Raw genomic sequence first — 26,157 nt, forward strand, 5'->3', positions numbered from 1 at the left:
AGTCCTCACAGTTCGAAGAGGCGGACGCGACCGCGGGTCGCCACGCGGAAGACGGCGAGCGCCGCAAAGGTGATGAGCATCAGCGCCGAGGACATGGCGGCGGCCTCGCCCCAGTAACCGTGCTCCGCCAGGCCCATGATGGACACCGAAGCCAGCTGGTTGCCGGGACTGGTCAGAAAGATCACGGCGCTGAGGGTGTTGATCGACTTCACGAACGCGTAGACGAACGCGGCCGTGAACGCGCCTTTCATGAGCGGGAGCATGATCGTTCGGAACGTGCGTAAGCCGCTGGCCCCGAGGTCGGCCGCGCTCTCGTCGATCGAGGAGCCGATCTGATGCAAGGCGGACACCCCGCTGCGATAACCGACGGGAAGGTTCCTGATGATCATCGACATGATGATGATGAAGGCGGTCCCGGTGAGCACGAGGGGCTCAGTGTTGAACGTGATCACGTAGGCGATCCCCAGCATTGTTCCGGGGAGCGCGGCGGGCAGTACGCAAAGGGCATCGAGGGCCCCGCGACCAGGTACCCATCGTCGGTGGAGGAAGAAGCCGGCCGCCGCGGCGAAGAACGCGCAGACGAACGCGGCAATCGCGGCGTACACGGCGCTGTTCTGCAGATCGCCGGTGCGGAACAGCACGTAGTCGAGGTGGTCGGCCGTCAGTGACCAGTCGATGCCCCACGTGGTGGTGATGGCGCCCGCGAAGATGCTCGCGTAGGTGATCAGCAGGAAGGCGGTCACCACGCCCATGAACACGGCGAGCCCCCAGCGCACGGCGGGGGGCGTGGGGATCGGCGACAGCGAGCTCTCCTTGCCCGTGACCGTGACGTAGGAGCGGTGACTCAGGATGCGGCGCTGGATCAGGAAGAAGAGCAGCGCCGGCAGCAGGAGCACCGCGGAGAGCACGGCCGCGACACCGAGGTCGAATCTCCCGGTGACCTGCATGAAGGCCTCAACGGCCAGCACACGGTAGTCACCACCGACGAGCAGTGGGTTGCCGAAGTCCGCCAGCACGAACATCGCGACGAGGAGCGCGGCGCTGAGTAACCCGGGCATCGCCAGCGGCAGCGTGACCGTGCGGATGACGCCGAACCAGCTGCGGCCCAGATCCCGCGCCGCCCACTCCAGCGCCGGGCTCTGGTTGCGCAACACCGACGCGAGCGAGAGGACGGCGACCGGGTACAGGGAGAACGTCTGCACGATCCAGATGCCGCTGAGGCCGTACGCGTCGACCTCGAGCCCGAGCAATTCGTAGGTGAGCAGGCCACGGCGACCGAACAGCAACAGCAAGGCCAGGCCCAGCGCGAAGGGGGGCGATACCAGCGGCAGTAGCGAGATGAACCGAAAGAACCGCTTCCCGGGTATGTCGTCGCGGGTGAGTGCGAACGCGAAGAGGAAACCGGTAACCGTCGCGGTGACGGTGGAGAGCACGACCATTACCGCCGTGTTGCGAGTGATGCCCCGAAGGCGCTCGCTCGTGAGGTAGTCCAGCCAATCCCCACCGCGAGGCTCGAACAGCAGGGCCACCGTCGGCCACAGGACGAAGATCAACAGGACGATCGCCATGACCGCCGCGACCACGTAGGACGAAGGGTCCTGCTGGACCTGTCGCAACAAGCCCGAGGTGGCGGATCTCCGCGGAGCGGTCTGCGTGGCCATCGTCTCCTCGTGAGCGGTCGTCGGACTCGCACCAAGCGGGGCGCAACAGCTCGGAGCTCGCCGCGCCCCGCCCAGCCACTACTCAACCACCGACCCGCTCCTCCCACTCGTCGAGGAGATGGTCGCGTTGTTCGCCGGCCCATTCCGCGTCGAAGCCGTCGACGAGGTCGAGCTCGTCGACGGGATCCGCGGCTCCCGGGAGCTCAACATCATCCCGGAGCGGCACCCGCAGGCTCAGATCGGTGTGCAACTGGTTGGCCTCCGGGCCAAGCATCCAGTCGACGAACACCTCGGCGGCCTCCGGGTTCGGGCCGTCGTCGATGATCGACACGGCTCCGATCTCGAAGCCGGTATCCTCCGGGTACACCAGCTCCAGTGGGAAGCCGGCCTGGATAGGCGTCAGGATGTCGTGGCCGAAGGTGACCGCGAGCGTGAACTCGCCGGCGCCCGCCATGCGAGCTGGGGCCGCACCGCTCGACGTGTACTGGCCCACCGTCCGGTCGAACTCCTCGTACCAGTCGAACGCCTCGTCCTCACCCAGTCGGAATACCTGTGTGACGAGCATGTTGTACGACGTGCCGGACGACGCGGGTTCGGCGATGGCGAGGGCTCCCTCGTACTGCTCGTCGAGAAGGTCGTCCCACGTCTCGGGATAGGGATCGTCCCCGAACTCGTCCTCCCAGCGCTCCGTGTTGATCGCGACACCGAGCGCGCCGATGTAGAAGCCGTGCCAGTAGTGCTCTGAGTGGTAATGGTCCTCGTCATAGTCCTCGACCGCGACCGGAGACTCGTAGGCCCGAAGGAAGTCGGGGACGAGCGGCTCGTGGGTCTCGCTCGGGCCACCGAGGAACACGTCGCCGTCAGGGTTGTCCCCCTCCGCCTCGATGCGTGCGGTCATCTCGCCGGCACTGGCTCGGATCGTCTCCGTTGGGACCCCCGTCGCATCCTCGAATGCGGAGGCGATCCGGTCGATCTCCTCCTCGTGGAGCGCGCCATAGATCACGAGTTCGGCGTCGTCAGGGACGTCAGTGAGTTCCTCCTCCTCGACTTCCTCGACATCGTCGTCCACCGCCTCCTCGTCCCCGTCGGGATCGTCCACCGGATCAGCGCCCGGGTCGGCGGTCTCTTCCGTCTCGCAGGCGGCAGCGAACAACGCGACCACCAGCAGGGACGCGAGAATCACCAAACGTCGGCTCATTTCCATCCTCCTGCGCTCGGGGCAGTAGCCCTGGGTCCTCAACCAGCCGTCGCACGAGCCCTCAGGCAGGTGAGGAGCTCCTCGTGGATCCGTGCGTTCGTGGCGACAGCCTCGCCGTCGGCGGGATGCCACGGCGTTCCGTCACGAGCGGTGACTCGACCGCCGGCCTCCTCAACGAGCACGGCCCCGGCGGCCCAATCCCACGGGCCGGCGCTCAGCTCCCAGTAGCCGTCTGTCGTTCCGGTCGCAACGGCAGCCATGTCCAAGCCCGCGCAGCCGAGTCGTCGCATACTTCGGACCAACGGCACCACACGGACGAACGGCTCGAGGTTGTTGCGCTCCGGGTCCGACATGTCCGGGGGGAAACCGGTACTCAAGCAGGCGCGCTCCAAGCTGGACGTGGACGCAACGCGGAGACGCCGGCGACCGCGCCATGCCCCCCGGCCCCGCTCCGCGGCATAGATCCGGCGTCGGGGCACGTCCGCGATGACCCCGAGGGCCACCCGGGTGCCGTCCCAGAACGCGAGGTTGACGGCGTAGGCGGGCAGTCCGCGGAAGTAGTTGGTGGTGCCGTCGATGGGATCGACCAGCCAGGCGGGCGTGGTCCAGTCGTGCTCGCTGGGACCGACGGTTTCCTCGCCGATGATGGCCTCGCCCGGAAAGGCGGTGCTGAGCTGTCGACGGATGAGTTCCTCAACGGCGCGGTCGGTCGCGGTCTGCAGGTCAGCAACGTTCCGCTTCAACCGGGGCAGGCGGGGGGTGTCCGCCCGACGGATCGCGTCGGCGGCGCTGCGCGCGATGGAGACGGCGGTGCGGGTTCGACCGAGCAGCGTCATGAAGCCCCCTGCTCGTGCGCGCTCGCTCGACCTCCGCGCCCCCCGGACGCGCCCCGCTCGTCGTCGAGAATCCACGTGACGATCGTTCGGAGTGACCCGTTCGGCGGATCGGGTAAGACGGCCAAGGCGAGGTCTCGAAGACGCTCGTCTGCGCTCTGGACCGCGAGTGGCAGTCCGGCGTGCTCGAGCATGGGGCCATCGTTGGGGTTGTCACCGGCAACGGCCACGTGCGCGGGCTCGTATCCCTGCAGCTCGCAAAGGCGCAGCAGGGCCGCTCCCTTGTCGACATCAGGGGGGAGCACTTCCACATAGCCAGGTTCGGAGCGCGTGGTGGTCAATCGTGGCACTGCCTCGCTGAGGCGCGCCTCGAGGGTGGACACCTCGGAGGGGTCCGTGATCAGCAGCCACTTGATGGCCGGGCGCCCACTCGTGGCGCTCAGGTCGGGGATCAGCTCCGCGGGCGTGCCGTCGCGTTCCAGCAGTTCCCGAACCGGGCTCTCGCGCCGTCGGACGAGCACACCGTCGTCGCTGTACACGACCGGCTCGGCGGGGAGATCGCCGCTCGAGAGGAGCCTGATGAGGGCCTCGTGCTCGTCCGCAGGGAGGCGAGCTTCCCAGTGAACCTCACCGGTGGACAGATCGACCAGCCGGGCGCCGTTGTAGAGGATCGCGGGTGGGGTGGTCGGCAGTTGCGCGGCGATCCGGGCGGCGGACGTCTCGTTGCGACCGGTGGCGAGGTGGAGTGCCCGGTCACTCGCCAGGAGCTCTCCGGCGGCTGCGCGGTCGTCCACCGAGACCTCGGTCGAGGTGTCGACCAGCGTGCCGTCGATGTCGATGACAACGGCGGCCAGGTCGTGCTGGAGGCGACCCTTATCCGCGTCCACGGTCGCGGAACGCTCCGGCATGCCCGACCACACTCCTTCACCCACACCTCAAGGATGGTCGGGGAGGCTAGGACGGCGGGCGTTCTAATGTCAATACTTTTATTTGTAAGCACAACATAGATGCGCTCGTCCCAATCGTCGTGCGAGCGGGCTTCGGTGAGGGGATTCACGCCTCCCTGTCGGCGACGAGCGCTCGAGTCCCGTCTTGCCAGGATCGCTCCGCCGCGACCGCCACCTGCAGGGCGGCCAGCGAAGCTTCGGCCGGTGTGGGCGGCGCGTCTCCTCGCGCGAGGGCGTCGAGGAACGCGTGCGTCTCGAGCTCGAACGCGGTGGCGAAGCGGTCCAAGAACCCCTCGAAGCGCGGATGCGAGTGGTGTTCGGCTCCCGGATCGAGGGGTTTGGGGGCGACCGCGGTGGCGTTGCCCGCACCCAGCGACGCGCCGGACCCGAGCGCTTCGAGCCGCACCTCGTAGCCGGCCGGGTTGTGACGCGACCCGGTAACCAGCACCGGCAATCCCGAATCGGTGGTGAGGCGGAGCGCGGTAACGTCCACGTCCCCGTGCCGGGCGTACCGCTCGTGTCCCCGCACGGTGCCCACCGCGTCGACTTCGACGACTTCCTCGCCGGTGAGCCATCGCACGAGGTCGAAGTCGTGCACGTGCATATCGCGAAACATGCTGCCGCTGCTGGCGATGTAGTGCTCGTCGCCCGGTTCCGCATCGTGGGCCGCGATTCGCAAGTGATAGAGGCGACCGAGGGTGCCCTCGGTGACGGCGCGTCGGACCGCTCGCATACCGGGATCGAAGCGCCGTTGGAAGCCGACGTGTACCGGGATGCCGGTCTGCTCGGCCGCGGATACGAGTTCACGACTCTCTGGTAGGGACTCCGAGATGGGCTTCTCGCACAGGATCGGCACCCCGTGGGAGATGGCTTGCCGTATCAACTCCGGATGTGCTGCGGTGGCGGTGGCGACGATCGCGACGTCGGGCGCATTCGAGAACGCATCCTCAATATGGACGGCGCGCCCCCCGCTTCGGTTGGCGACCTGCTGAGCTCTGTCGACGTCCCGGCCGGCGATCAGCAGGTCGCTCACGTCGGGGTGGGAGCCCCCTGTCAGCGCCCGTTGCCCTGCCATTCGACCCGTGCCCAGGACCACCAGCCGCAATGTCAGCGCTCCATGAGGGTCATCTCGACCGAGTAGGAATGTGCTGGATACAGCAGGTGGGCGTACTCAATCGGGGTTCCCGCCGCGTCGTAGCTCGTCCGAACGACCTGCACCAACGCCGCACCCTGCTCCACCTGCAGGTGCCGGCTCTGCTCGGGGTCGGCGCTTGTCGCGCCGATGCGCTGGTGGGCCCCGTAGAGGCGGATCCCCTGTTGGCCGAGCAGGTGGTAGAGGCTGCGGTCCTGAAGCGCTGACCGACTCAGCGTCAAGCCTTCGGCTCGGACCGTGTTGCGCATGAGCGCGATGGGCTCCTCGTCGGCGAACCGTAGCCGGCGCAGAACGTACGTCTCGCTCGTGGCAGTGAGCTGCAGGGCCCCGCGCGCTTCCTCGGGACACGGTTGGGTGCTGACCTCGAGCACTTCCGTGCGGGGTGTCCTGCCGGCCTCGATCAGGTCGTCGTGCAAGCTGGTGAGTGCCAAGGGCCTGGTGATGGGCATCGCCGCGACAACGGTGCCGTAACCGCGGCGGCGGACCAGGAGTCCTTTGTCGACGAGCACCGTGAGCGCGGCACGGATCGTTGGACGGCTGACCCCCAACCGTTCAGCGAGCTCGACCTCGCCCTCCAGCTTCTCGCCGAGTCCGATCGCCCCGCTCGCGATCATCTCCTCGATGCATGTCGCCGCTTGGTGGTACAGGGGCACGGGGCTCGCGTGGTCGAGTCTCACGTCCCGAAGTGCTTCTGTCAGGGCCGCCACCTCCCTGTGGTGTTCGGCGCGAGGGCCAGTCTCGCGGTGCGCGCGCGAGTAACAGAACGACTATGATGTAATGTCATTACATTAATCTGAAACTACCTTCGGGATCGAGTGGAAGTCAAGGGTGCGTCCCCGGACTCCCGGGTCAGCCGCCCGTCTCGGTCGGCAGCCGCGTGGAGCCTGATGATCCTCCCGGCGGGCAAGCGTAAGCCCCGACCCCTTCTCCCGAGGTCGGGGCTTCGCCTGACAGGAACCCCCCACCTCGTAGGCGGCCGGCTCTAGTGGTTCCATCGGCCCCTGAGCGGCCGGAGTAAGCACTTCGCCCGGTCCGTTCGCCGATTGCAGGCGTATCGTGTCGGCATGTTGGACGAGCACGACCTCACACGGTGGATCGCCACGGCCCGGCACCAGCTCGCGGTCGCGGAGCACAGCTCTGGCGGGGGATTCCACGATGCCGCGGTCCTCCACGCCGAACAGGCCGCGCAGTGCGCGCTGAAAGCCTTGCGGCACGCCGTGGGGGCGCGTTCAGACTCGCGCAGCCATGCGCTCCCACGGCTCGCCGAGGGTGCTTACGCGCGTGGGGGACTGCAGCTGGACGCCGGCCTCCGGGAGCGTCTTGGCGAGCTCGCGGCCCAATACCAACCGACCCGCTACCCCGATGCGCTGGCCGACGGCACTCCAGCGGACCACTACGGTCCCCAAGCAGCGCACCGTGCGATCGAGACGGCGCGACAGACCATCGCGGAGGTCGTCGAGCACGCGGAGCGTCTTCGGGAGGCCAGCGAGGAAGAGCCATCATGAGCCCCAGCCCGGACGAGGTGGTCCGAGCGCGTCGGCGCTCGCAGGAAGAGCGGGTGGAGGTCGCCCGAGCGTTCGCCGCGAGGTTGCCCGCAGAACTCGACGTGCGGGGCGTCGCGGTCATCGGCTCGACAGCGCGCGGCGACTTCCACGACGAGAGCGACATCGACGTGGTCGTGCTCGCCGAGCGTTTGCCAGACGGCGCCGCCGCCCGGCAACAGGCGGTGGGCTCCCCGTCGCCCGACGGTGTCGAGGCGGTGGTCTGGACCGTCGAGGAGTGGATGGCGCGCCAGCGCACCGGCGACCTTGCCGCGACGGAGGCTCAGGACTCCGGCATCTGGGTCCGCAGAAGCCCACCGCGGGAGGCCATGGGCTGATCGCCCCTCTGTTACCGGCGGCGCGCGGTCGACCGGATGCGTCGGAGCCCGCGGCCGGCCGCGTTGGCCGCTCGCACCACCTTGCGCCCACGGAGCGCGTTGACCTCCCGCTCCAGAGCCGCGATCCGCTCGCGGAGCCGCGCGGCGCTGTCGCGTTCGCGCAGCTGCGCGGCATCCCGCTCGCGTTCGGCCTGCCGCAGCCGGCCCTCCCGCCCCACCTCCAGGGGAATCTGGTTGGGCTGCCCGTCGAAGCGCTCCTGGATCATCATCCAGGGCTTGCGTGGGCGGCGCAGGATCGCGAACTCGGCGTTCGGGAACAGGCGCAGGAAGTCCTCGTCCTCGAACCGACGCACGTGGGTCTCGGAGATCGGTTCGGGCTCGCGGTAGGGCACGGTGATGACCAGCTGGCCACGGCAGACGCGCCGCAGCTCGGCGATGGCGGGCTCGAAGATCTCCTCGGGGACGTGCTCGAGCACCTCCATGCAGGTCACGACGTCGAAGGCGTCGTCCTCGAAGGCCATCTCGCCAACGCTCATCTCGTGGTACTGGATCGAGTCGTCGAGCTCGATGTACTTGCCGAAGCGGGTCGCATCGATCGTGGTGACCGAGGCGAACTGCTCCGACCACGCGAGACAGTTGGCGAACTGCCCCGAGCCAGCGCCCACGTCGAGGATGTCCCCCCCGCTGTCGAGGCGCTCGAAGACGCGGCTGAGTCGCTTCCACGCGTCGGCCTGGTAGTCCCACGCGTCGCCGAACCGGTCGAGGTAGACGCCTTCGACCCGGCTCATCAACGGCAGCTGCTCGGAGTCCCGGATCTCGATCTCCGGGAAGGGGGCCTCTGACATGCGGTCAAGCGTACGAGGTGCGGCGGACACCGAGGACGAACCGAAGGACGGTTGACCTGGCGAAGGGGGCAAGGGCGCCTCGTGATCAACGCGGTGAGCGGCTGCACTGACCGGGCGAACAAGAGCGTTGTTCGAACGAACTCATAAGAAGAGTTCGTTCGAGCAACCCAGTGGCGTCGTGCTGGAGATGGCCACCAGCCGTCAGGACCCGGAGGTTGTCCCGGGGTCGTGGGGAGCAGTGGCACGAGTCCCTGTTGCGGAGCCACGACGGTCCACCCGTTCTCGGCCAAGTGGGCGAGGGGTCACGATCGAAGGCGAGCTGGACTGTGCCCCGCCAGGAGGCCACGGACGGGTCGTTGTGGGTTCGTGAGGGCCCTGCGGTCCTCGGTGCGCGCCGCGCCATAGCCCCTTGCGAGCGCCTGCTCGCGCGCAGATCGAGCTCGGTCGGTGCGCCCATCGATTCGGGGGTTGACAGCAGGACAACGGCGTTGTTGCATTCAACCGTTTGCAAGACAACCGTTTGCAGTCGGAGGGAAACGAGCCAACCACACAAACCGGGGGGCGTAAGCGCGCAGGTTCGGCGTTCAGCGAGGAGGAGGAAGGCTGATGCGATCGAAGTGGAAACGCGGCGCCACGGTCTGTGCGGTCCTGGCGGCGCTGGCCCTCTTGACCGCGGCATGTGAGATCGAGGACCCCGAGGAGGCAGAGGGGGAGGATGCCCCCGACGATGCGGCCGACGAGCCCGACGATGAGGCGGACGAGTCCGACGACGAGGCCGACGAGCCCGACGACGAGACGGATGAGCCCGACGACGCGGATGACGAGGACGAAGCGGTCGAGGGAGAGCCGGACGGGGACCCGATCGTGATCGGGGGAAGCCTCGGTCTCACGGGTGGGTTCGCCGAGCCCTCGGCCGGCTACCTGGCCGCGTACGAGTACTGGGAGGAGCGGATCAACGAGGAGGGCGGCCTCCTCGGACGACCGGTTGAGCTCCAGATTTACGACGACGAGAGCACACCGGACGTCGCGCAGGATCTCTACCAGCGTCTGATCAACGAAGACGAGGTCGACCTCCTGCTGGCCCCCTACACGACTGCGGTCGGTGGGGCCGTGATCCCGATCGCCGAGCGGAACGAGATGCTGCTCTGGAACGGGGGCTTCGTGGGTGTGGAGCTGTTCCAGAGCTCCGACTGGCTCGTGGGGTCGTTCACCTATCAGGATCCCGAGTACGCGCGGGGGATCTTCGAGATGGTCGAGGCCATGCCGGAGAACGAGCGGCCCGAGCGAATCGGGATCGCGACGGAGCAGAACCCGTTCACGCTCGTGGTGCGGGACGGGTTCGAGGAGTACCCCGGTGTGCTTGAGCGGGCGGACGACCTGGGCATCGAGGTGGTCGTGGAGGAGGAGTACTCGCCGGACGCCACCGACGTGAGCGGGATCATCCAGAACGCCATGGCCGAGGACGTGGACCTCTTCTTCGCATTGTCGCTCCCGGATGGTGCATCGCTGCTCGCGAGGACCGCGAACGAGCTCGGGTTCCAGCCGGACATCTATTGCTCCTGCGGGTCGCAGGTCACGACGGTGCCCTACTGGAAGGACCTGGGCGACGCCGGCGAGGGTGTCATGGCCACAACCATGTCGTGGCCGCCGGCGGACGACTTCCCCGAGCTGGACGAACTCCACGAGGTGCTGCAGGAGGAGTTCGGCTGGGAGGAGATGCCCACCTACGCGTCGGGCGCCCTGGCGATCCTGCAGACGCTCGAGCAATCGGTGGAGGAGGTCGGCTCACTAGATCAGGAGGAGCTACGCGAGCACGTGACGAACAACTCGTTCGAGACGGCCACGGGGCCGCTCGACCTGGACGAGAATCGGATGCCCGCCTACTACGCGGCGGTGGTGCAGTTCGTCGACGGTCAGAACGAGTTGGTCTGGCCCGAGGACCGGGCGACGGCCGAGCCCGAGATCCCGATGCCGACCCCGTGACGTTCGCGGGCTGAGGCTGTTCACTCATCTGGTGGGACATACCGGTGCGAGGCCCCGGGTGTCCCACCAGTCAGCCTCACGACCTGATCCGGCTTGGAACGGGAGCGTCCATGCGCAGCGCATTAGCAGCCGAAGGGATTCGGAAACGGTTCGGTGGTCTCTGGGCGGTCGACGGCGTCACGCTGAGGCCCGAGCCGTCATCGATCGTCGGGCTCATCGGGCCGAACGGCTCCGGTAAGACCACGTTGCTGAACGTGCTGAACGGTGTGTACAAGCCCGATGAGGGGCGGGTCCTGCTGGGTGATGTGGACGTCACCGGCCGCAGCCCACACCAGCTCGCGGCCGCAGGGGTCAGCCGCACCTTTCAGACACCGCGCGTCTTCAAGAGCGTCACCGTCATGGAGAACATGCTGACGCCGACGCTGCATCTCCACGGTAGGCGTGCCGGCTTCGTTGATCGCGCGAACCAACTCCTCGAACTGGTGAACCTGATCGACAAGCGGGATCAGGCGGCCAGCGAGCTCTCGGGGGGTCAGCAGAAGCTCTTGGAGTTCGCGCGGGCCCTGGTCACCGATCCACACGTCGTCCTTATGGATGAGCCATTCGCGGGGGTGCATCCCACGATCAAAGAGGTCCTCCAAGGGCGGATCCTCGCAGCCAACGAGGAAGGCACGGGTTTCATCATCGTCAGCCACGAAGTCCCGGACCTGATCGCCATGTCGGAGTGGCTCGTCTGCATGGACCAGGGGAGCGCGATCTCGGAGGGACTGCCCACCGACGTTCAGCAGGACGACCAGGTCGTGACGGCCTACCTCGGCCAGCCCGTCGGCGCAGGAGACGACCAGTGAGCGATTCGGCCCCGCTGTTGCAGATGCAGGACGTCGTTGCGGGCTACTCCGACTCGGACCTCGTCCTCAACCATGTCACGTTGGAGGCGGCTCCCGGCAAGGTGACCGCGGTTCTTGGTCCCAACGGTTCGGGCAAGTCGACCTCGCTGCGGGTGCTCTACGGCTTCCTGTCCCCACGCGAGGGCCGCATCCTGCTGGACGGCTCCGACATCACGGAGACGAGTCCCCAGGAGCGCTTGGAACTCGGCATCTCCCTACTCCCGCAAGGCCGGTCGACCTTCCCCGAGATGACGGTGGAGGAGAACCTCGAACTCGGTGGGTGGCTCTGGCGCCACGACCGCGCTCGGCTGCGGAGGGCGGTCGAGGACACCTTCGAGCGGTACCCGAAGCTCGCCGACCTGCGCAAGCGGCATGCGGGGAGCTTGAGCGGGGGACAGCAACGGATCCTCGAGATCGCCCGCACGCTCATTCTCGACCCATCGGTACTCCTGATCGACGAACCGTCCGTCGGCCTCGCGCCCGTGCTGGTGAACGAGGTGTATCAGGACCTTGAGGCGCTGAAGGACGACGGCCGAACGATCCTGTTGGTCGATCAGAACGTGCAGGCCGCGGCGCATCTCGCGGACTACATCTACACGCTGGCATACGGCAAGAACGACGTGCACGGGGACACCGAGGCCTTCGAGGGCCAACTCGGGGATGTGATCCGGTCATGGTTGCGCATCTGAGCGGTCCGAGGGCAGTTAACGGCGTGAAGGAGGTCGCACGGTGGCGTTGACAGTCTTCGTGCAAACCACCATCTCCGGCATCCTCCTGGGACTCGTGTACACCGCCGTGGGCGTCGGCCTCAGCCTCACGATGGGTGTCCTGAGGATCGTCAACGTGAGCCATAGCGCCTTTCTCATCTTCGCTGCCTTTCTCACGATCACCTTGGTAAACAACTGGGGGCTCGATCCGTTCCTCGCGGGAGCGCTGATCGTGCCGATCTTCGCGGTTGCTGGTTATCTCGTCGGTTCAACGACCATTCGGCGGATTGCTCGGGAGCCGGCGACAACCGGCCTGTTGGCGTTGTTCGGGGTCATGGTCTTCCTCGAGAGCCTCGCGATCGTGATCTGGACGACGGACACGCGGTCCATGGCGACTGGCTACCTGGACGCCGCCCTCCGGGGCTTCGGGGTCAGCGTGCCGTTGACGCGACTCGCGGGAGCAGCCATCGCGGCCGTGGCGGTCGTGGCGCTCTACTTGTTCCTCCAGAGAACCATGACGGGGCGGAGCATCCGGGCCATGGCGCAGAATCGCGACGCCGCGGCTCTGGTAGGAATACGGGTAGACCGCCTCGACGCGCTCGTGTTCGCGATTGGCACCGCCTTGGCGGCGGTCGGTGGGGTGGCGCTCGCGATCGTTTTCTCCCTGACGCCCCAGATGCACGTCGTGTGGTTGGCCTGGGCGTTCCTCGTGGTCGTCGTCGGAGGCCTGGGGAACGTGCGGAACACCGCGGCCGCAGCGCTCCTCCTCGGGCTCGTGGAATCGTTCGCCGGCGTCCTGCTGCCATTCCACTACACGTACATTCTCGTCTACGGGCTGCTGGCCGCGGCACTCCTGTTCCGAAGCGAAGGTCTCTTCGGCTCGAAAGCGAGGACGATCTGAGTGTCAACCAACCCGGATTCCAGCACCGTGGAGCAGGACGCGGCCCCGGCCGAACCACCGACCGAGGCCCCCGCCGGTAGCCGGAACATGCCGTGGCTACCGAGGCTCGGCTGGGCCGTTGCGATTGCCGTGATCGCGAGCCTCGTGTGGTTGGGGCTATTCGGTGAGGTCGCGACGGTGAGTGTCGTGACCACCGCGCTGATGTATCTGCTCCTGGCGCAGGCGTGGAACCTGCTCGGAGGCTACGGCGGCTACCTGAACCTCGGGATGGCCGCCTTCTTCGGCGTGGGCGCCTACACGACCGGCATCCTGTCCGGGTCCTACGGGTTCTCCATTCTGATCGCATTGCCGGCTGCGATGGTCGTCGGCGCTCTGTTCGCGCTGATCGTGGGTGGTCCCACCCTGCGGCTTCGAGGCCCCTACTTCACGATCATCACGCTCATCCTGAGCTTTCTCGTGATGATCGTCGTGTACAACGCGGATTTCACGCGCGGGGCCATGGGCCTGTTCCTCGACGCACCCGCTGCTGGTCCGTTATCGGTCGAGCAGTTCTTCTTCTTCCTGTTCCTGGCGGGGGCGATGATCGTCGTGCTGCTGGTGTGGTGGCTCGAACGGACCGCCTTCGTGTATGCCCTGCGCGCCATCAAGGAGGACGAGGACGCGGCCGAGGTGCTCGGCGTGGCCACGACCCGGGTGAAGATCCAGGCGCTGGTCGTGGGATCGGTCATCGCCGGGTTCGTGGGTGGGCTGAACTCCTATCGACTCGGCTACATCGAGCCAGGAGGCGTCTTCGACCTCAACATCTCGATCGACGTGGTCCTGATGGCGGTCATTGGTGGAGCGGGGTCCTGGATCGGACCCGTGATCGGCGCCCCCCTGATCGTGATGCTGTCCGAGTTCTTGCGCACCCGCGTCGTCGGCGTGGAAGTGTTCGGGGAACAGATTCCTCGGGAGTCGAGCCGCATGGTGCTGGGGCTCTTGCTCCTTCTGGCTGCGCTGTACGCAAAGCGCGGGATCGTCGGTCTCGTGCAGCGCGAGAAGGGGAGCCGGTTCGGCGTCTAGCGCGTCGGCGCCGGCAACAACTGACGGGTCACGCTGCGGTGCACAGCTGATCGAAGAGGGATTGGGGTCAGATCATGGCCGAGAACGCCTCCGCCACGATGCGCGCGGCGATCTACCACGGACCCCGCGATATCCGCATCGAGGATGTCCCGGCGCCGAGCCCCGGTTCGGGTGAGCTGCTCGTCGAGGTCGGGGTCGCCGGCATCTGCGGCACCGATGCGCACGAGTACGCAGCCGGGCCGGTGATGTTCCCGATCGACCGCGAACACCCCGTCACCGGTCACCGTGGTCCGCTGATCCCTGGCCACGAGTTCGCTGGACGGGTCGTGGGCGTCGGAGACGGGGGCGACCCGGCCTGGATGGGGTGCGACGTCGCGGTCGGAGGCGGCTACGGATGCGAGGCTTGCCGCTATTGCCGCGAGCGACGCCCGAACCTCTGCGCGGACTACGCAGCCGTCGGGTTGCACCGCCACGGTGGATTGGCCCAGTACGCCGCGGTGCCAGGCATCGCGTGCGAAGACGCGAGCACGTTCGACCTGCCCGCCGACTTCGCCGCGCTCGGGCAGCCGGCCGCGATCGCGATGCACGCTCTGCGCCGTGGCCGGGTCGACCCGGGTGAGCACGTCGCGGTCGTGGGTGTCGGTGGCATTGGGGCGTTCCTCGTCCCCGCCCTCGTGCGGGCCGGCGCTCGGGTGAGCGTGTTCGACCGGGACCGCGAACGCCTCGCGATCGCCGATGAACTGGGCGCGCACGAGTTGCTCGAGGTCCGCGCGAACGACGACATCGGGGAGCGGATCCGTGAGCTGCCGGCCACACCCGACGCCGTGTTCGAGATCACCGGCGTCGGCCCCGTACTCGACGCGATCCTGCGCGCAGCCGTCCCCGGCGTTCGGATCGTCGTGGTCGGGCTGCACGACGGACAGGCGGCCGTGGCGTTCCGTCCGATCTCCCTGCGCGAACAGGAGCTGCTCGGGACCAACGCGCTCGTGCGCGAGGTCGACCTGCCAGCTGCGCTCGACCTCCTGGCCCAGCCCGATCTCGCCTGGGACCGCGTCGCCCCGGTCGTGCTCGGACTCGACGAGCTGGTCGAGGACGGCCTCGAGCCCCTGGCCAGTGGGCGGGCGCAGCGGATCAAGACCCTCATCGATCCCTGGGCGCGTGAGCGCCGCGCGTTCGGCGCGACGCCGACGACACGAAAGGCAGCCGCATGACGTACGGGATCCTCCGAGAGCGCGAGCAGCGGTGGCACGACGGACCCTGGCCCGGCTACCGGGTGGCGCCGCTCATCACCGGGGCGATGGGCTCGGTTCACATGGAGGTCGCGCTCGTGGAGCTCGCGCCGGGCGCCGCTGTCGACGCGCACCGGCACCCCTTCGAGGAGTCCTTCTTCGTTCTCGCCGGCGAAGTCGAGGTGGCGCTGGGACTCGACCGGTACCGGCTCGCGGCGCAGGACTTCGGCTTCGCGCCCGTCCCGTGTCCACACGCCTGGTTCAACCCCGGCGACCGCCCGGCGCGCTGGCTGCGCGTGCGCGCACCGCAGCCTCGCGGCGGGCCGGAGGTCACCACGCATCCCGCCGAGGAGCCCGCCCTCCCCGCCGACGGCGCGCGTCCCGACGAGCAGGACCCGCGGTCACGGTGGGTCGGGCACTTCGACGACTCCGATCTCGGCGCACCGGGCCCCGTCTCGATGCCCGGCTACCACGGTCACAACATCACCGACATCGCGATCCGCATGATGGTCGATGACATCCTCGGGGCCGCCCATCACACGCTGTTCGTCGTGCAGTTCGATCCGCGTCCTTCGCGCGAGCTCAGCGCGCGCGAGCACTACCACGCCTTCGAGGAGGGCTACTACCTCGTCTCGGGCGAGGCGTGGGGCCTCGTCGACGGCGAGGAGGTGCGGATCGCGGCGGGCGACGTCATCTGGACCGGCGTCGGGGCGACGCACGGGTTCGTGAGCACCGGCACCGAACCGCTGCGGTGGCTGGAGGTGCAGGCACCGATGCCCCCGCCGCGGGAGGCGTTCTTCTTCCCCGACGATTGGGCCGCGCTCCCGACACGGCAGGCGTGACCTCCCGTCCCCCGTTCAGTGCGTGTTCGCGGTGGCGGGCGGCGCGGCGGTCGAGGCGCGCACCGTGAGCTCCGCGGCGATCGAGTCGGGCGAGTCGGGGGGCGGCTCGTCGTCGGGTCGCTCGATGTGCGCGATTGCGAGGTCCCCCGACCGGCGGCCGAGCTCGTACGACGGGTTGTGCACCGTCGTCAGCGCGGGATCGAGGTGTTCGGCGAAGAACTCGTCGTTGTAGCCGACGATCGAGACGTCGTTCGGGCATCGCCGCCCGCTGGCCCTGACCGCGGCCAGCACGCCGAGCGCCAGCATGTCGTTGTGCGCGAAGATCGCCGTGCAGGACGGATGCTCGCGCAGGAGCCGCTCGGCCAGTCGGCGTCCCTCGTCGATCGTGGGCGCGTACGCCGCCTCGCCGAGGTCCTCGACGCGCGCGCCGAGGGCCGTGGCCGTCTTCTCGAACCCCTGCGACCGGTCGACGAACGGCTGCACGTCGTTCGCCCCGCGGATCTGGGCCAGCACTCGGTGACCCTGCTCGACGAGGTGGCGCGCCGCCAGCGCGCCCCCGCCCTCGTCGTCGTGCAGCACCGCGGGCAACCCGCTGTCGGGCAGGGTGCGGACCGCCAGCACGACGGGCGTGCCGGTGGCGTGGCAGCGCACCAGGGAGGCCGTGTCGCTCCGTCGCGCGGCGGTCACGACGAGCGCGTCGACCCGCCGGCCGAGGAAGTGGTTCACGATGGTGGCCAGCCGCCCGCTGTCGTCCTCGGTGTCCGCCACCACGGGGATGTAGCCGCCACGGTCGAGCGAGTGCGCCACCCCGCGGACGACGGGTGCGTACACGGTGTTGCCGAGATCGGGAACGATGACGCCCACCGACAGGCTACGGCCACGTCGCAACGCGGAGGCGATCAGGTGCGGCGTGTAGCCGAGGTTCTCGGCGGCCGCCCGGATCCTCGCGCGCGTGCCGGCGTTGACCAGCGACTCCTTGTGCGGGTCCAGCGCGCGCGAGACGGTGGACACGTCCACCCCGGCGGCCTTGGCGATGTCGCGCAGGGTGACCGACGTGCCCGGTGCGAGCGCCCCGTCCCCGTCCTCGGCCATGGATCTCACATGATCAGCGCGCCACCCTCGACGTGCAGGTTCGCCGCGTTCATCGAGGGGTTCTCCAGCAGGAACTCCGCCGCGTAGACGACGTCGGCCATGGTCGCGAGCTGGCCGGTGGGGGTGCGCGAGCGGAAGCCCTCCAGCACCGACTCCGGCTTGTCCGCCCAGAACGGGCTGTCCGCGACGATCCCCGGGTGGAGCGCGTTCACCCGGATGGGGGCGAGCTCGGTCGCCATGGCGGTCACCATCCCGGTGACGCCACCATTGACCGTGGACACCGTGATCGACCCGGGGTAGGGACGGTCCTTCGCGAGCCCGCCGAACAGCACGATCGAGCTTTCGGTGGACAAGCGGTCGGCCAGTGCGTGGACGACCTCGGTGTAGCCGACGAGCTTCAGGGCGGCCAGGTGTCGAGCGGCGGCGATGTTGAACTCGCGCACCGTGTTGTTGTCGCGCTCGATCCCGACCAGTGCGAGGCGCGAGACCGGGCCGATCCCGGCGGTGGCGTCCGCGATGCCCTCGGGTTCGGCCAGGTCGAAGCCGAGGCCGCTCGTGCGCCCGCCGACCTCCTTGGCGACCTGCGCCGCCCGTTCGGCGTCACGACCGGTGAGCACGACCTCGTGGCCCGCGTCGGCGTAGTGCTGCGCGAGCTCGCGTCCCAGGCCGGCGGTCCCGCCGACCACGACGATGCAGCCATCGGTTGCCATGGGAATCAGCTCCTCTTCTCGCGGTCGCTTCTCGTGCGCGTCGTCGCCCGTACCGGCCGACTCACCCGAGGTCGCGCAGGTACTGCCAGTCGCGGGCGAAGCGGTAGGAGTCCCGACCGGGAGGCTGGGGCGCCTGCGTCTCCAGCCAGCGGACGGGACCGTCGCCGAGGTTCTTGAACGCGTGGCGGGACCCGACGCCGGCGAAGGCGATGTCCCCGGGGCCGAGCCGGTGGGTCCGCCCGTCGAGCGTCGCCTCGACCTCGCCCTCGAGGATCAGGTACGCCTCCTCGAAGGGGTGGTCGTGGGCTCCGGCGACGCCGTGCGGGACGTACTGGACCATGAACATGGTCGACAGGTCCGCGCCGAGGTCGCTGTCGACCATCATCTTGACGGTGATCCCGCTGTAGACCAGCAGCGCGGTGCGCATGCTCGCCGAGACGGCGAGTTGGTCCTGGCTCTGCTTGTCCACCTCCATGTTGCTCGGCTCGATGTGCCCGAAGGAGCGGGTCCGCGGATCGCGAACGTCGAGCCGGATCGGCTCCCCCGGGTCCCGCAACGGCGGATCCACGAGGAAGAGGTCGTCGAGCTCGGCGCGGGGCTGCGGGGCGAGCATCTCGGCCCAGCGCACGCGCGCGTCACCGGGGTTGTGCCATCGGTGCGAGCCACCGAAGGGGATGAGGCCGTAGTCCCCGGGGGTGAGGAGCACGGCGCCCGCGCTCGTCTCGCACACGACCTCGCCCTCGAGGACGTAGAAGCTCTCCTCGTAGGCGTGGACGTGCCAGGGGACGTACCCGCCGGGGTCGAGCTCGCAGACCCCGAAGCCCATGTGCACCGAGGGCCCGGCCTCGTCCACCGGCTGCCAGCGGCGGAACCCGCTGCTCCGACCGGCGAACTCCTCCGGGGTCTCGTAGACCGCCTCGTCGGCCCGCTGTACGACGTGGAGTGGGGCCATAGGTTCGACTCTCCTCTCGTGACCACCCTGGCCGACCGTGCCGTCAGGCACCGTAGAGGAGCGTCGCGTGGGAATGCAATGGTTTGCGGCTCGAGGCGGTCGGGAGGAGGTTCCCGTCCGCCTGGGAGGTGGATCGCTGACGGAAGGTGGTCGTCGTGGGACGCGGGATCCGGGCCGCCCGGCGTCCTCGACGACCGCGACCGGTGGGTGGCCGTCAGCCGGTCGAGGCTCGCACGATGAGCTCCGGGGTCACGGACCTGCGCGGGGGAGGGGTGTGGGGGCGGTCGATGCACGCGACGGCGGTGGCCCCGGCGTGCCGGCCCACCTCGTAGGTCGGCAGGCGCACCGTGGTGAGGGGCGGATCGGAATGGGCGGCGAACATGGCGTCGTTGTAGCCGACGATCGCGAGGTCGTCGGGACAGTTCCGGCCGAGGCGACGCAGGCTCATCAGGAGCCCGAGCGCGAGCAGGTCGTTCTGGGCGAACACCGCCGTCACGTCCGGGTGAGCGGTCAGGAGCCGATCGGCCACGTGCTCGCCGTCCTCGATCGTGGGTCGCGCGGCCTCCTCGTCGATCGTGCGCAGCTCGAACCCGAGCCGCTCGGCCTCCTCGACGAAGCCCCGCCCGCGTGCTGAGAACGGCTCGACGTCGTGCGGTCCGCGCAGTTGGGCGACGACCCGGTGCCCCCGATCCCAGAGGTGGCGCGCGGCCATCGCCGCGCCGGCCTCATCGTTCGAGTCCACCGACGGTAGTCCGCTGCCGGACAGGGTCCGCACCGCGAGGATGACCGGGGTCCCGCTGGCCCACAGCGACCGCAGGCGTGGTTCGTCGCGCTCGCGGGCCGCGGTGGTGATGAGCGCGTCGATCCGGCGGCTCAGCAGGTGGTTGATCACCTGGGCGAACCGCTCGTCGTCGTCCTCGGTGTCGGCGACGACCGGCATGTAGCCCTCGTCGTCGAGCGTGTGGGCGATGCCGCGGACGACCGGGGCGTAGATGGGGTTCGCGATGTCCGGAACGACCACGCCGACCGTGAAGGTCCGGCCGCGTCGGAGTCCGGAGGCCACGAGGTGCCGCCGGTAGCCGAGCGACTCCGCGGCGGCGGCGACCCGCTCCCGCGTACGGTCGCTCACCAGCGAGGACTTGCTCGGGTCCAGGGCGCGCGAGACGGTCGACACGTGGACCTGGGCCTCGCGCGCGACGTCGTGCAGCGTGACGGGGACGTTGTCACGATGCGTCGCCTCGCTGCCGTCCATGCCAGCGCCTTCCGGGCTTCAAGGGTTCGTGGACCACGATCGTCGGCCGAGTGGATCGACGATCGGGCGCAACCGGTGCCGTATCCGTGCGGGCAGCCGTTCCGCCGGCGCGTTGCGTGACGCGATGCTGCCTGCACGTCGTGGGCGGAGCCGCCCGCAAAGGTTAGCAGCGTTCGTCTCGATCCCAGGGTGGTCGCCCAGCGCGCCGGGCGGGCGCGCCGTCGACCCGGTTGCCCCGACCTCAGGGGAGGGTGAGGACTGGCCGTCCGATGACGGTGCCCGAGCGGAGCTCCTCGAGCGCGCGGCCGACCTCGTCGAGCCCGAGCTCGCGGCCGATCACGGGGGTGACCCGGCGCTCGGCGACGAGGCGTGTGGCGCGCTCCAGCTCGTCACGGGTCGAGCTGCGAGACCCGCGGATCGACACCTCGCCGTAGACGAGCCCCACCGTCGGTGCCGAGACCTCGGGCACGACGTAGCCGACGATCACGACCTGGCCGCCCTTGCGGCAGGCGAGCACGCCCTGCTCGACCGTGCCCTCGGCGCCGACGACGTCGAAGAACGCGTCGACGCCGAGCCCGTCGGTGAGCTCGCGGACCTGCTCGCCGACCGGCCCGTCGCGTGGATCGATCGACCAGCTCGCCCCGAGCTGTTCGGCCAGCTCGCGCCGCTCGGGGGTCCGGGCGATCGCGATCACCCGGGCCCCCGCCACACGGGCGATCTGGACCGCCGCGAGCCCGAGGCCGCCCAGACCGTAGACCGCCACGACGTCGCCCACGCGGACCCCGGCGCGCCCGACGACGGCGTGGTACGGCGACCCCACCGCGTCGGGGATCGTCGCGGCCTCGGCCAGCGTGACCCCGTCGGGCACCGCCAACAGGTTCCGCGCCGGCACCCGAACGAGGTCGGCCCAACCCCCGTCCTGCTCGAAGCCCACCCGCCGCAAGGCCTCGCAGTAGTCGAACTTGCCGATCAGGCAGTACCGGCACGACTCGCACGAGACATCGAGGCTCACGAGCACCCGCTCGCCCTCGGAGAAGCCGGTCACGTCGCGGCCGAGCTCGGCGACCTCGCCCGCGATCTCGTGGCCGGGCACCCGGGGCAGCTCGACGGTGGGCACCAGCCCGTCCACGATCTTGACGTCGGTCTGGCAGACGCCGGCGGCGCTCGTGCGCACCAGCACGTCGGACGGCCCGCACGGCGGCTCGGCGACCTCCTCGACGACCGGCGCCGCACCGAACTCCTTCAGCACCGCCGCTCTCACGACGGCACCTCGGAACGGGGGGCGACGAGCCACTGTCGGTACCAGTCGGCCGCCTGCCGTGCGGCCACCTCGAGGTGCGAGAGGTTCGAGTACATCGTCATGTGCGTGCTGTCGCGCTGGACGAACAGCTTCTTCTTGTCCGTGGCGATGCGCTGGAAGGCGGGGATCTCGCGCTCCCACATCGTCAGATCGTCCCCGTGGGCGACGATCATGAGTGTGGGCGTGTCGAGGATCCGCGGCAGGTACGGGTTCATGTCGTACTGCCAGACGCCCTCCACCGAGGCGATCGTGCTGTAGTGCTCGTGGCGCGGCGCGGACTCCTCCTTGATCCGCATGAAGACCGGACGCGTCTCGGGATGCGGCCAGGTGACGACCTCGGACTTGGGATCACCGGAGTGGGGGAGGGTGCGGTGCTCGCCGGTGAGGTAGCGCCGCCGCCGCTCCTCGTGCACGAGCTCGGTGAGTTCCCGGAACCCGACCGAGCCGTGCGCCCGCATCGAGTTGTACCAGCCCTCGATGACCGGGATCTGCGACACGATGCACTCGACGCGCCAGTCCAGCGCGCCCACCGCGAGCACGTGGCCCCCGCTGTAGGAGATCCCCCAGATGCCGATGCGCTCGGGGTCCAACTCGCCGGCGAACTCGTCGAGGTAGCTGACCGCGTCGATCGCGCTGCGGTAGTCCGCGATCTGCTTCCACGGGTCGATGTGCTGGCGGGGCTCGCCATCGCTGGCCCCCATGTGGCGGTAGTCGAAGATGAGCGCGGCGCAGCCCGCATCGAGGAAGTACTGCGCGTACTCGGGCATGATCAGCTCTTTGACGTAGCACCACCCGCCGCCCATCACCACCACCGGCCACGGGCCCTGCCCGTGATCCGGCGTGTAGAGGTCCGCGCGGATGCGCTCGTCGGGGTGCTCGCTGGGGAACTCGATCTCGCGGTGCATGACGCGCCTTTCGCCGGATGCAACGCCCGGGGAGGCCGGGCGGTCGGAACGCCCGGGCCGGTCGGAACGCCCGGGCCGGTCGGGCCGGTCGGAAACGTCAGGAGCCCAGCTCGCCGCGCAGGAGCCCTGCGACCGCGCTCATGTCTTGCGAGCCGAGGCCGGCAGTGACCGCCCGCTCCGCCATCCCGCGATTGGCGGCCGCCTGCTGCATCGTGAGGTCGACGCGTTCGGCGAGCTGGAGGATGAGGTCGAGGTCCTTGTCGACGAGGTCGAGGCTGAACGCCACGCTCGCCTCCTCCGGGTGCTCGAACGCCTGTCGCTTGTACTCGACGAACGGGGCGGCGACCGCGCTCGACGCGATGACCTCGTAGGCGGCGCCCCGGTCGACCCCCGCCCGCTCGGCGAGCACCAGAGCCTCGGACAGCGCCATGTTGAGGGCGTGGACGATGCCGTTGACCGCGAGCTTCATCGTCGCGCCGGCGCCGCGGTCGCCGACGTGGACGACCTTGCGTGCGAGCGGGGCGATCGCGTCACGGGCCCGGTCGACGGCGTCGGCCTCGCCACCGATCATGAACACGAGCTCGCCGCGCTCCACGACCGGCACGCTGCCCGAGACCGGCGCGTCGAGCAGCCGCACCCCCGCCGCGTCGGCCTCGGGGCCCAGCTCGAGGACCGTCTGCGGGTCGATCGTGCTCGTCTCCAACACCAGGGCGCCCCGCGTGGCGCCGGCGAGCACGCCCTCGGGCCCGCGGAAGGCGGCCCGAACGGCGTTGTCGTCGGAGAGGCTGGTGAGGACCACGGGGGCGCTGGCGGCGGCCTCGGCGGCGGTCCGGGCCACGGCCGCACCGGTTTGTTCCGCGACCGCCTCCGCCGTCGCGCGCGTCCGGTTGAACAGGACGACGTCGGTCCCGCTGCGCGCGAGCGTGCCGGCCATGGCGGCGCCCATCCTGCCGGTGCCGATGAGGGCGATGTCGGCCATCGGTGTCCACCTTCCGTGTCGGGGTCGTATCGGGTTCTCGGCGGCCCGGAGCGGTGCCCGCGTGGCGTCGGTCTGCGTGCACCATAGGTGCCCCGGCCCCTGCAGCAAAGGGTTGCAACCCCGAAGGGGTGCCGGACGCCCTCGAGGGTGCAAACGGTTGTGCTCGTCGGCGACGATCCGCATGATCCCGGTCGCGGGCACCCCCGAGGCCACCGCTTCGGTGTGGATCGCGGGTACGGGCACCGCCCCGGCGAGGGAGGAGGCGTGATGGAAACGGCGATGCCACCGCTGGCCGAGCGCGTCGGCGGCCGGGCGACCCGCTCGGCGGAGTTGGTTCTGACCGGCGGCGAGGTGTTCGTCGGCCTGGGGCTGGGCCGCGAGCGTGCCGTGGCCATCGCCGACGGCCGGGTGCTGGCCGTCGGCAGCGACGAGCAGTGCCGGTCGACGGCCGGTCCCGGCACCGTCGTGGTGGACCTGCAGGGCCGCACGGTGGTGCCCGGGCTGATCGACTCGCACGTTCACGTCGTGCGGGCGGGCCTCACCTGGTCGTGGGAGCTGCGCTGGGACGAGGTCCCGTCGTTGCGGGAGGGCCTCGACGTAATCGCACGCGCGGCCCGGCAGCGCCCGCGAGGGGAGTGGCTGGCGGTCGTGGGCGGGTGGCACCCGGGCCAGTTCGTCGAGCACCGCGAGCCGACGCTCGCGGAACTCGAGGAGGTCGCGCCGGACCACCCCGTCTACGTCCAGCTGCTCTACGAGCGCGCCCTGCTCAACCGGGCGGCCATGCGGGCCTGCGGGCTCGACGCCGGGACGCCCGATCCCGCCGGTGGGCGGTTCCTGCGCGACGAGCAGGGCGCACCGACCGGCGTGGTGACCGGCGTCCCGGCGTTCAACGCGGTCCTGTCCGCCGTCCCGGCGCCCGACCGGGCAGCCGCCGTCGCCTCGACCCGGCAGCTGGCCGAGCACCTCCTCGCGTTCGGGCTCACCGGCGTCGTCGATCCCGGCGGGTTCGGCATGGACGCGGACACGTACGCGCCGCTGTTCGAGCTCTGGCGCGGCCACGCCCTGCCGCTGCGCACCCGCTTGTACGTGTGTCCGACCGCGCCCGGGCAGGAGGAGGCCGATGTCGATGGCTGGTTGCGGCACCAGGCCAGCGGGTTCGGGGACCCGTGGCTGCGCCTCACCGGCATCGGCGAGATCGCGGCCTTCGGCTGCCACGACATGGAGGGGCTCGCCCCGCACGAGGTGACGCCCGAGAGCGCCGCGGTGCTCGAGCGCGTGGGCGAGCGGATCGCCGCGCGCGGCTGGCCGCTGCACCTGCACGCGATCCGCGACGAGACGATCGATGCCGTGCTCGACGTGTGGGAGCGCATCGACGCGCACACCCCGCTGGCCGGGCTGCGCTGGTCGCTGGCCCACGCCGACGCGATCTCGTCGCGCAACCTCGGGCGGCTCGAGGCGCTCGGCGCGGGGATCGGCGTGCAGGATCGGCTGGTCTACCGGGGCGGCGACTCGGCGGCCGCCTGGGGTGCGGAGGTGGCCGCCACCGCACCGCCGTTGCGTCGGATGAGGGACGCGGGGATCCCCGTCGGCGCGGGCACCGATGCGACCCGGGTCGCGTCGCCGAATCCCTGGGTCTCGCTGTGGTGGCTGGTGACCGGGGGCACGCTCGACGGCAGCCCCCCGCGGGATCCCGGCGAACGCTTGACGCGGGAGGAGGCGCTGCACTGCTACACGGCGGGCAGCGCGTGGTTCTCGTTCGAGGAGCACGAACGCGGCACGCTGCGACCCGGTGCTCGGGCGGACCTGGCGGTCCTCGACGACGACTACTTCACCGTGCCCGAGGCCCGCATCCGCGAGCTGCGCGCCGAGCTCACCGTCGTCGACGGCCGCGCGCTGCACGCGGAGGGCGCGTTCGCGCACCTCGCGGACCCCTCGGCGTGACCGCTGCCGAGCTGCTCCTCGTCCTCGCCGCCATCGCCGTCGGCTCCGCCATCAAGGGCGCCACCGGCGTCGGGCTCCCGCTGCTGGCCACCCCGGCCCTCGCGCTGTTCGTCGGGGTCGAGGAGGCCGTGGTCGTCATCGCGCTCCCCAACCTCGCGACGAACACGTGGCTGCTGGTGCACCACTGGCGAGGCCGCGCCGAGGTGTCCGCCCTGGGCCTCCTGATCCTCGCCGGGCTGGCGGGTGTGGCGGTCGGCACCGTCGCGCTGACGACGGTGCCCGAGCGTGGCCTGTCGCTGGTCCTGGCCGCGCTCGTCATCGCGTACCTCGCGCTGCGCTGGCGGCGTCCCGACCTGCGTCTGTCGGCGGAGGCCAACCGCGTCCTGTCCCCGTTCGTCGGGGCTGGCTCGGGTCTGTTGCAGGGCGCGACCGGGATCTCGGCACCGGTGGTGGCCACGTACGCTCACTGGCTGGGGCTGTCGCGCGACGGCTACGTGTTCACCGTCGCGGTCCTGTTCCAGCTGTTCGGCGTGGCGCACGTGCTCGCGATTGCGGCCGGCGGCCTCTACACGTCCGAGCGGCTGCTCGCCGCCGGTCTCGCGCTCGTGCCGACCCTGCTCGCGCTGCCGGTCGGGATGTGGCTCGGCGCCCGGCTCGGACACCGAGGGTTCGACCGGGCGGTGCTCGGCGTGCTCGTGCTCCTCGCGGCGAGCCTCGTGGTGCGGGCCGGATGGCCGGCGTGAGCGGGCGGTTTGTCGGACGGGGATTGACCTGCTAGCAATCGTTTGCGACGCTGCGGGTGGCAGCGGGCGGGCCGGCCGGAGCGCTCCCGGCAGGAGCGCCCCGGGGGGGCGACGGCAGGCAGGGTGCAGAGGCAGGAGACGGAGGAGCCGCGAACG

25 protein-coding genes are annotated in these 26,157 nt (G+C 69.9%); 11 read left to right on the forward strand and 14 right to left on the reverse strand.

The window, feature by feature from the left end; all coding sequences use genetic code 11:
• Positions 1-5: 5 nt before the first annotated feature.
• The 6 genes from ER308_RS15735 to ER308_RS15760 all read right to left on the reverse strand — a co-directional run bounded on the left by ER308_RS15735 (position 6) and on the right by ER308_RS15760 (position 6,469).
• Positions 6-1,661, reverse strand: a complete 1,656-nt coding sequence (locus tag ER308_RS15735) for an ABC transporter permease (protein WP_131155872.1) — start codon at positions 1,659-1,661, stop codon at positions 6-8.
• An 82-nt stretch (positions 1,662-1,743) separates the two neighbouring features.
• Complete coding sequence (locus ER308_RS15740; RefSeq protein ID WP_165492158.1) at positions 1,744-2,859, reverse strand: ABC transporter substrate-binding protein; 1,116 nt, start codon at positions 2,857-2,859, stop codon at positions 1,744-1,746.
• A 38-nt stretch (positions 2,860-2,897) separates the two neighbouring features.
• Complete coding sequence (locus tag ER308_RS15745; RefSeq protein ID WP_131155874.1) at positions 2,898-3,695, reverse strand: inositol monophosphatase family protein; 798 nt, start codon at positions 3,693-3,695, stop codon at positions 2,898-2,900.
• Positions 3,692-4,600: an HAD-IIB family hydrolase gene (locus tag ER308_RS15750; RefSeq protein ID WP_131155875.1), complete on the reverse strand. Its 909-nt coding sequence runs from the start codon at positions 4,598-4,600 to the stop codon at positions 3,692-3,694. Before ER308_RS15750 ends, ER308_RS15745 begins: the two co-directional genes overlap by 4 nt.
• Positions 4,601-4,745: 145 nt before the next feature.
• Complete coding sequence (locus tag ER308_RS15755) at positions 4,746-5,735, reverse strand: Gfo/Idh/MocA family protein (RefSeq protein ID WP_276319850.1); 990 nt, start codon at positions 5,733-5,735, stop codon at positions 4,746-4,748.
• An 11-nt stretch (positions 5,736-5,746) separates the two neighbouring features.
• Positions 5,747-6,469 (reverse strand): GntR family transcriptional regulator, encoded by a 723-nt coding sequence (locus tag ER308_RS15760; RefSeq protein ID WP_131155877.1) that lies wholly within the window; start codon positions 6,467-6,469, stop codon positions 5,747-5,749.
• Positions 6,470-6,856: 387 nt separating this feature from the next.
• Between ER308_RS15760 and ER308_RS15765 the strand changes: the two genes are divergently transcribed.
• Together ER308_RS15765 and ER308_RS15770 are read left to right on the forward strand one after the other, a co-directional pair.
• Positions 6,857-7,297, forward strand: coding sequence for a HEPN domain-containing protein (locus ER308_RS15765; RefSeq protein ID WP_131155878.1), 441 nt, complete (start codon positions 6,857-6,859; stop codon positions 7,295-7,297).
• Positions 7,294-7,671, forward strand: coding sequence for a nucleotidyltransferase domain-containing protein (locus ER308_RS15770; protein WP_131155879.1), 378 nt, complete (start codon positions 7,294-7,296; stop codon positions 7,669-7,671). The genes ER308_RS15765 and ER308_RS15770 overlap by 4 nt, the downstream gene beginning before the upstream one ends.
• A gap of 11 nt (positions 7,672-7,682) precedes the next feature.
• On the opposite strand, the gene ER308_RS15775 is transcribed toward ER308_RS15770, so the two are convergent.
• Positions 7,683-8,516 carry a class I SAM-dependent methyltransferase gene (locus tag ER308_RS15775; RefSeq protein WP_131155880.1) on the reverse strand — a complete coding sequence of 278 codons (834 nt, stop codon included), beginning with the start codon at positions 8,514-8,516 and terminating at the stop codon, positions 7,683-7,685.
• A gap of 606 nt (positions 8,517-9,122) precedes the next feature.
• Here ER308_RS15775 and ER308_RS15780 point away from each other — a divergent pair.
• The 7 genes from ER308_RS15780 (at position 9,123) to ER308_RS15810 (ending at position 16,127) form a co-directional block, all read left to right on the forward strand.
• Positions 9,123-10,499, forward strand: a complete 1,377-nt coding sequence (locus ER308_RS15780) for an amino acid ABC transporter substrate-binding protein (RefSeq protein ID WP_131155881.1) — start codon at positions 9,123-9,125, stop codon at positions 10,497-10,499.
• A 110-nt stretch (positions 10,500-10,609) separates the two neighbouring features.
• Positions 10,610-11,347, forward strand: a complete 738-nt coding sequence (locus tag ER308_RS15785; protein ID WP_131155882.1) for an ABC transporter ATP-binding protein — start codon at positions 10,610-10,612, stop codon at positions 11,345-11,347.
• Complete coding sequence (locus tag ER308_RS15790; RefSeq protein ID WP_131155883.1) at positions 11,344-12,075, forward strand: ABC transporter ATP-binding protein; 732 nt, start codon at positions 11,344-11,346, stop codon at positions 12,073-12,075. Before ER308_RS15785 ends, ER308_RS15790 begins: the two co-directional genes overlap by 4 nt.
• 40 nt (positions 12,076-12,115) lie before the next feature.
• Positions 12,116-12,994 (forward strand): branched-chain amino acid ABC transporter permease, encoded by an 879-nt coding sequence (locus ER308_RS15795; RefSeq protein ID WP_131155884.1) that lies wholly within the window; start codon positions 12,116-12,118, stop codon positions 12,992-12,994.
• Positions 12,995-14,056, forward strand: coding sequence for a branched-chain amino acid ABC transporter permease (locus ER308_RS15800; RefSeq protein WP_131155885.1), 1,062 nt, complete (start codon positions 12,995-12,997; stop codon positions 14,054-14,056).
• A gap of 74 nt (positions 14,057-14,130) precedes the next feature.
• A complete protein-coding gene (locus ER308_RS15805; RefSeq protein ID WP_131155886.1) occupies positions 14,131-15,267 on the forward strand; it encodes a zinc-binding dehydrogenase in 1,137 nt (378 codons plus the stop codon).
• A complete protein-coding gene (locus ER308_RS15810) occupies positions 15,264-16,127 on the forward strand; it encodes a cupin domain-containing protein (RefSeq protein ID WP_131155887.1) in 864 nt (287 codons plus the stop codon). The genes ER308_RS15805 and ER308_RS15810 overlap by 4 nt, the downstream gene beginning before the upstream one ends.
• A gap of 15 nt (positions 16,128-16,142) precedes the next feature.
• Here the strand turns inward: ER308_RS15810 and ER308_RS15815 are convergent, their stop codons facing one another.
• The 7 genes from ER308_RS15815 to ER308_RS15845 all read right to left on the reverse strand — a co-directional run bounded on the left by ER308_RS15815 (position 16,143) and on the right by ER308_RS15845 (position 23,317).
• Positions 16,143-17,219: a LacI family DNA-binding transcriptional regulator gene (locus tag ER308_RS15815; protein WP_131155888.1), complete on the reverse strand. Its 1,077-nt coding sequence runs from the start codon at positions 17,217-17,219 to the stop codon at positions 16,143-16,145.
• 5 nt (positions 17,220-17,224) lie between these two features.
• Positions 17,225-17,929, reverse strand: a complete 705-nt coding sequence (locus ER308_RS15820; protein ID WP_131155889.1) for an SDR family oxidoreductase — start codon at positions 17,927-17,929, stop codon at positions 17,225-17,227.
• 61 nt (positions 17,930-17,990) lie between these two features.
• The gene (locus tag ER308_RS15825) at positions 17,991-18,881 is read right to left on the reverse strand and encodes a cupin domain-containing protein (RefSeq protein WP_131155890.1); all 891 of its coding nucleotides are present in this window, start codon (positions 18,879-18,881) and stop codon (positions 17,991-17,993) included.
• A gap of 214 nt (positions 18,882-19,095) precedes the next feature.
• On the reverse strand, positions 19,096-20,133 hold the full coding sequence (locus ER308_RS15830) for a LacI family DNA-binding transcriptional regulator (protein WP_131155891.1): 1,038 nt from the start codon (positions 20,131-20,133) through the stop codon (positions 19,096-19,098).
• Positions 20,134-20,374: 241 nt separating this feature from the next.
• A complete protein-coding gene (locus ER308_RS15835; protein ID WP_165492159.1) occupies positions 20,375-21,394 on the reverse strand; it encodes an alcohol dehydrogenase catalytic domain-containing protein in 1,020 nt (339 codons plus the stop codon).
• Positions 21,391-22,338: an alpha/beta hydrolase gene (locus ER308_RS15840; RefSeq protein WP_131155893.1), complete on the reverse strand. Its 948-nt coding sequence runs from the start codon at positions 22,336-22,338 to the stop codon at positions 21,391-21,393. The genes ER308_RS15835 and ER308_RS15840 overlap by 4 nt, the downstream gene beginning before the upstream one ends.
• A gap of 97 nt (positions 22,339-22,435) precedes the next feature.
• Positions 22,436-23,317 carry an NAD(P)-dependent oxidoreductase gene (locus ER308_RS15845; RefSeq protein ID WP_131155894.1) on the reverse strand — a complete coding sequence of 294 codons (882 nt, stop codon included), beginning with the start codon at positions 23,315-23,317 and terminating at the stop codon, positions 22,436-22,438.
• Between the two features lie 267 nt (positions 23,318-23,584).
• Here ER308_RS15845 and ER308_RS15850 point away from each other — a divergent pair, with 267 nt between their 5' ends.
• The gene (locus tag ER308_RS15850; protein WP_131155895.1) at positions 23,585-25,258 is read left to right on the forward strand and encodes an amidohydrolase; all 1,674 of its coding nucleotides are present in this window, start codon (positions 23,585-23,587) and stop codon (positions 25,256-25,258) included.
• Complete coding sequence (locus tag ER308_RS15855; RefSeq protein WP_131155896.1) at positions 25,255-26,001, forward strand: sulfite exporter TauE/SafE family protein; 747 nt, start codon at positions 25,255-25,257, stop codon at positions 25,999-26,001. The genes ER308_RS15850 and ER308_RS15855 overlap by 4 nt, the downstream gene beginning before the upstream one ends.
• Positions 26,002-26,157 lie beyond the last annotated feature (156 nt).

This window comes from Egibacter rhizosphaerae (assembly GCF_004322855.1).
Lineage (GTDB): Bacteria > Actinomycetota > Nitriliruptoria > Euzebyales > Egibacteraceae > Egibacter > Egibacter rhizosphaerae.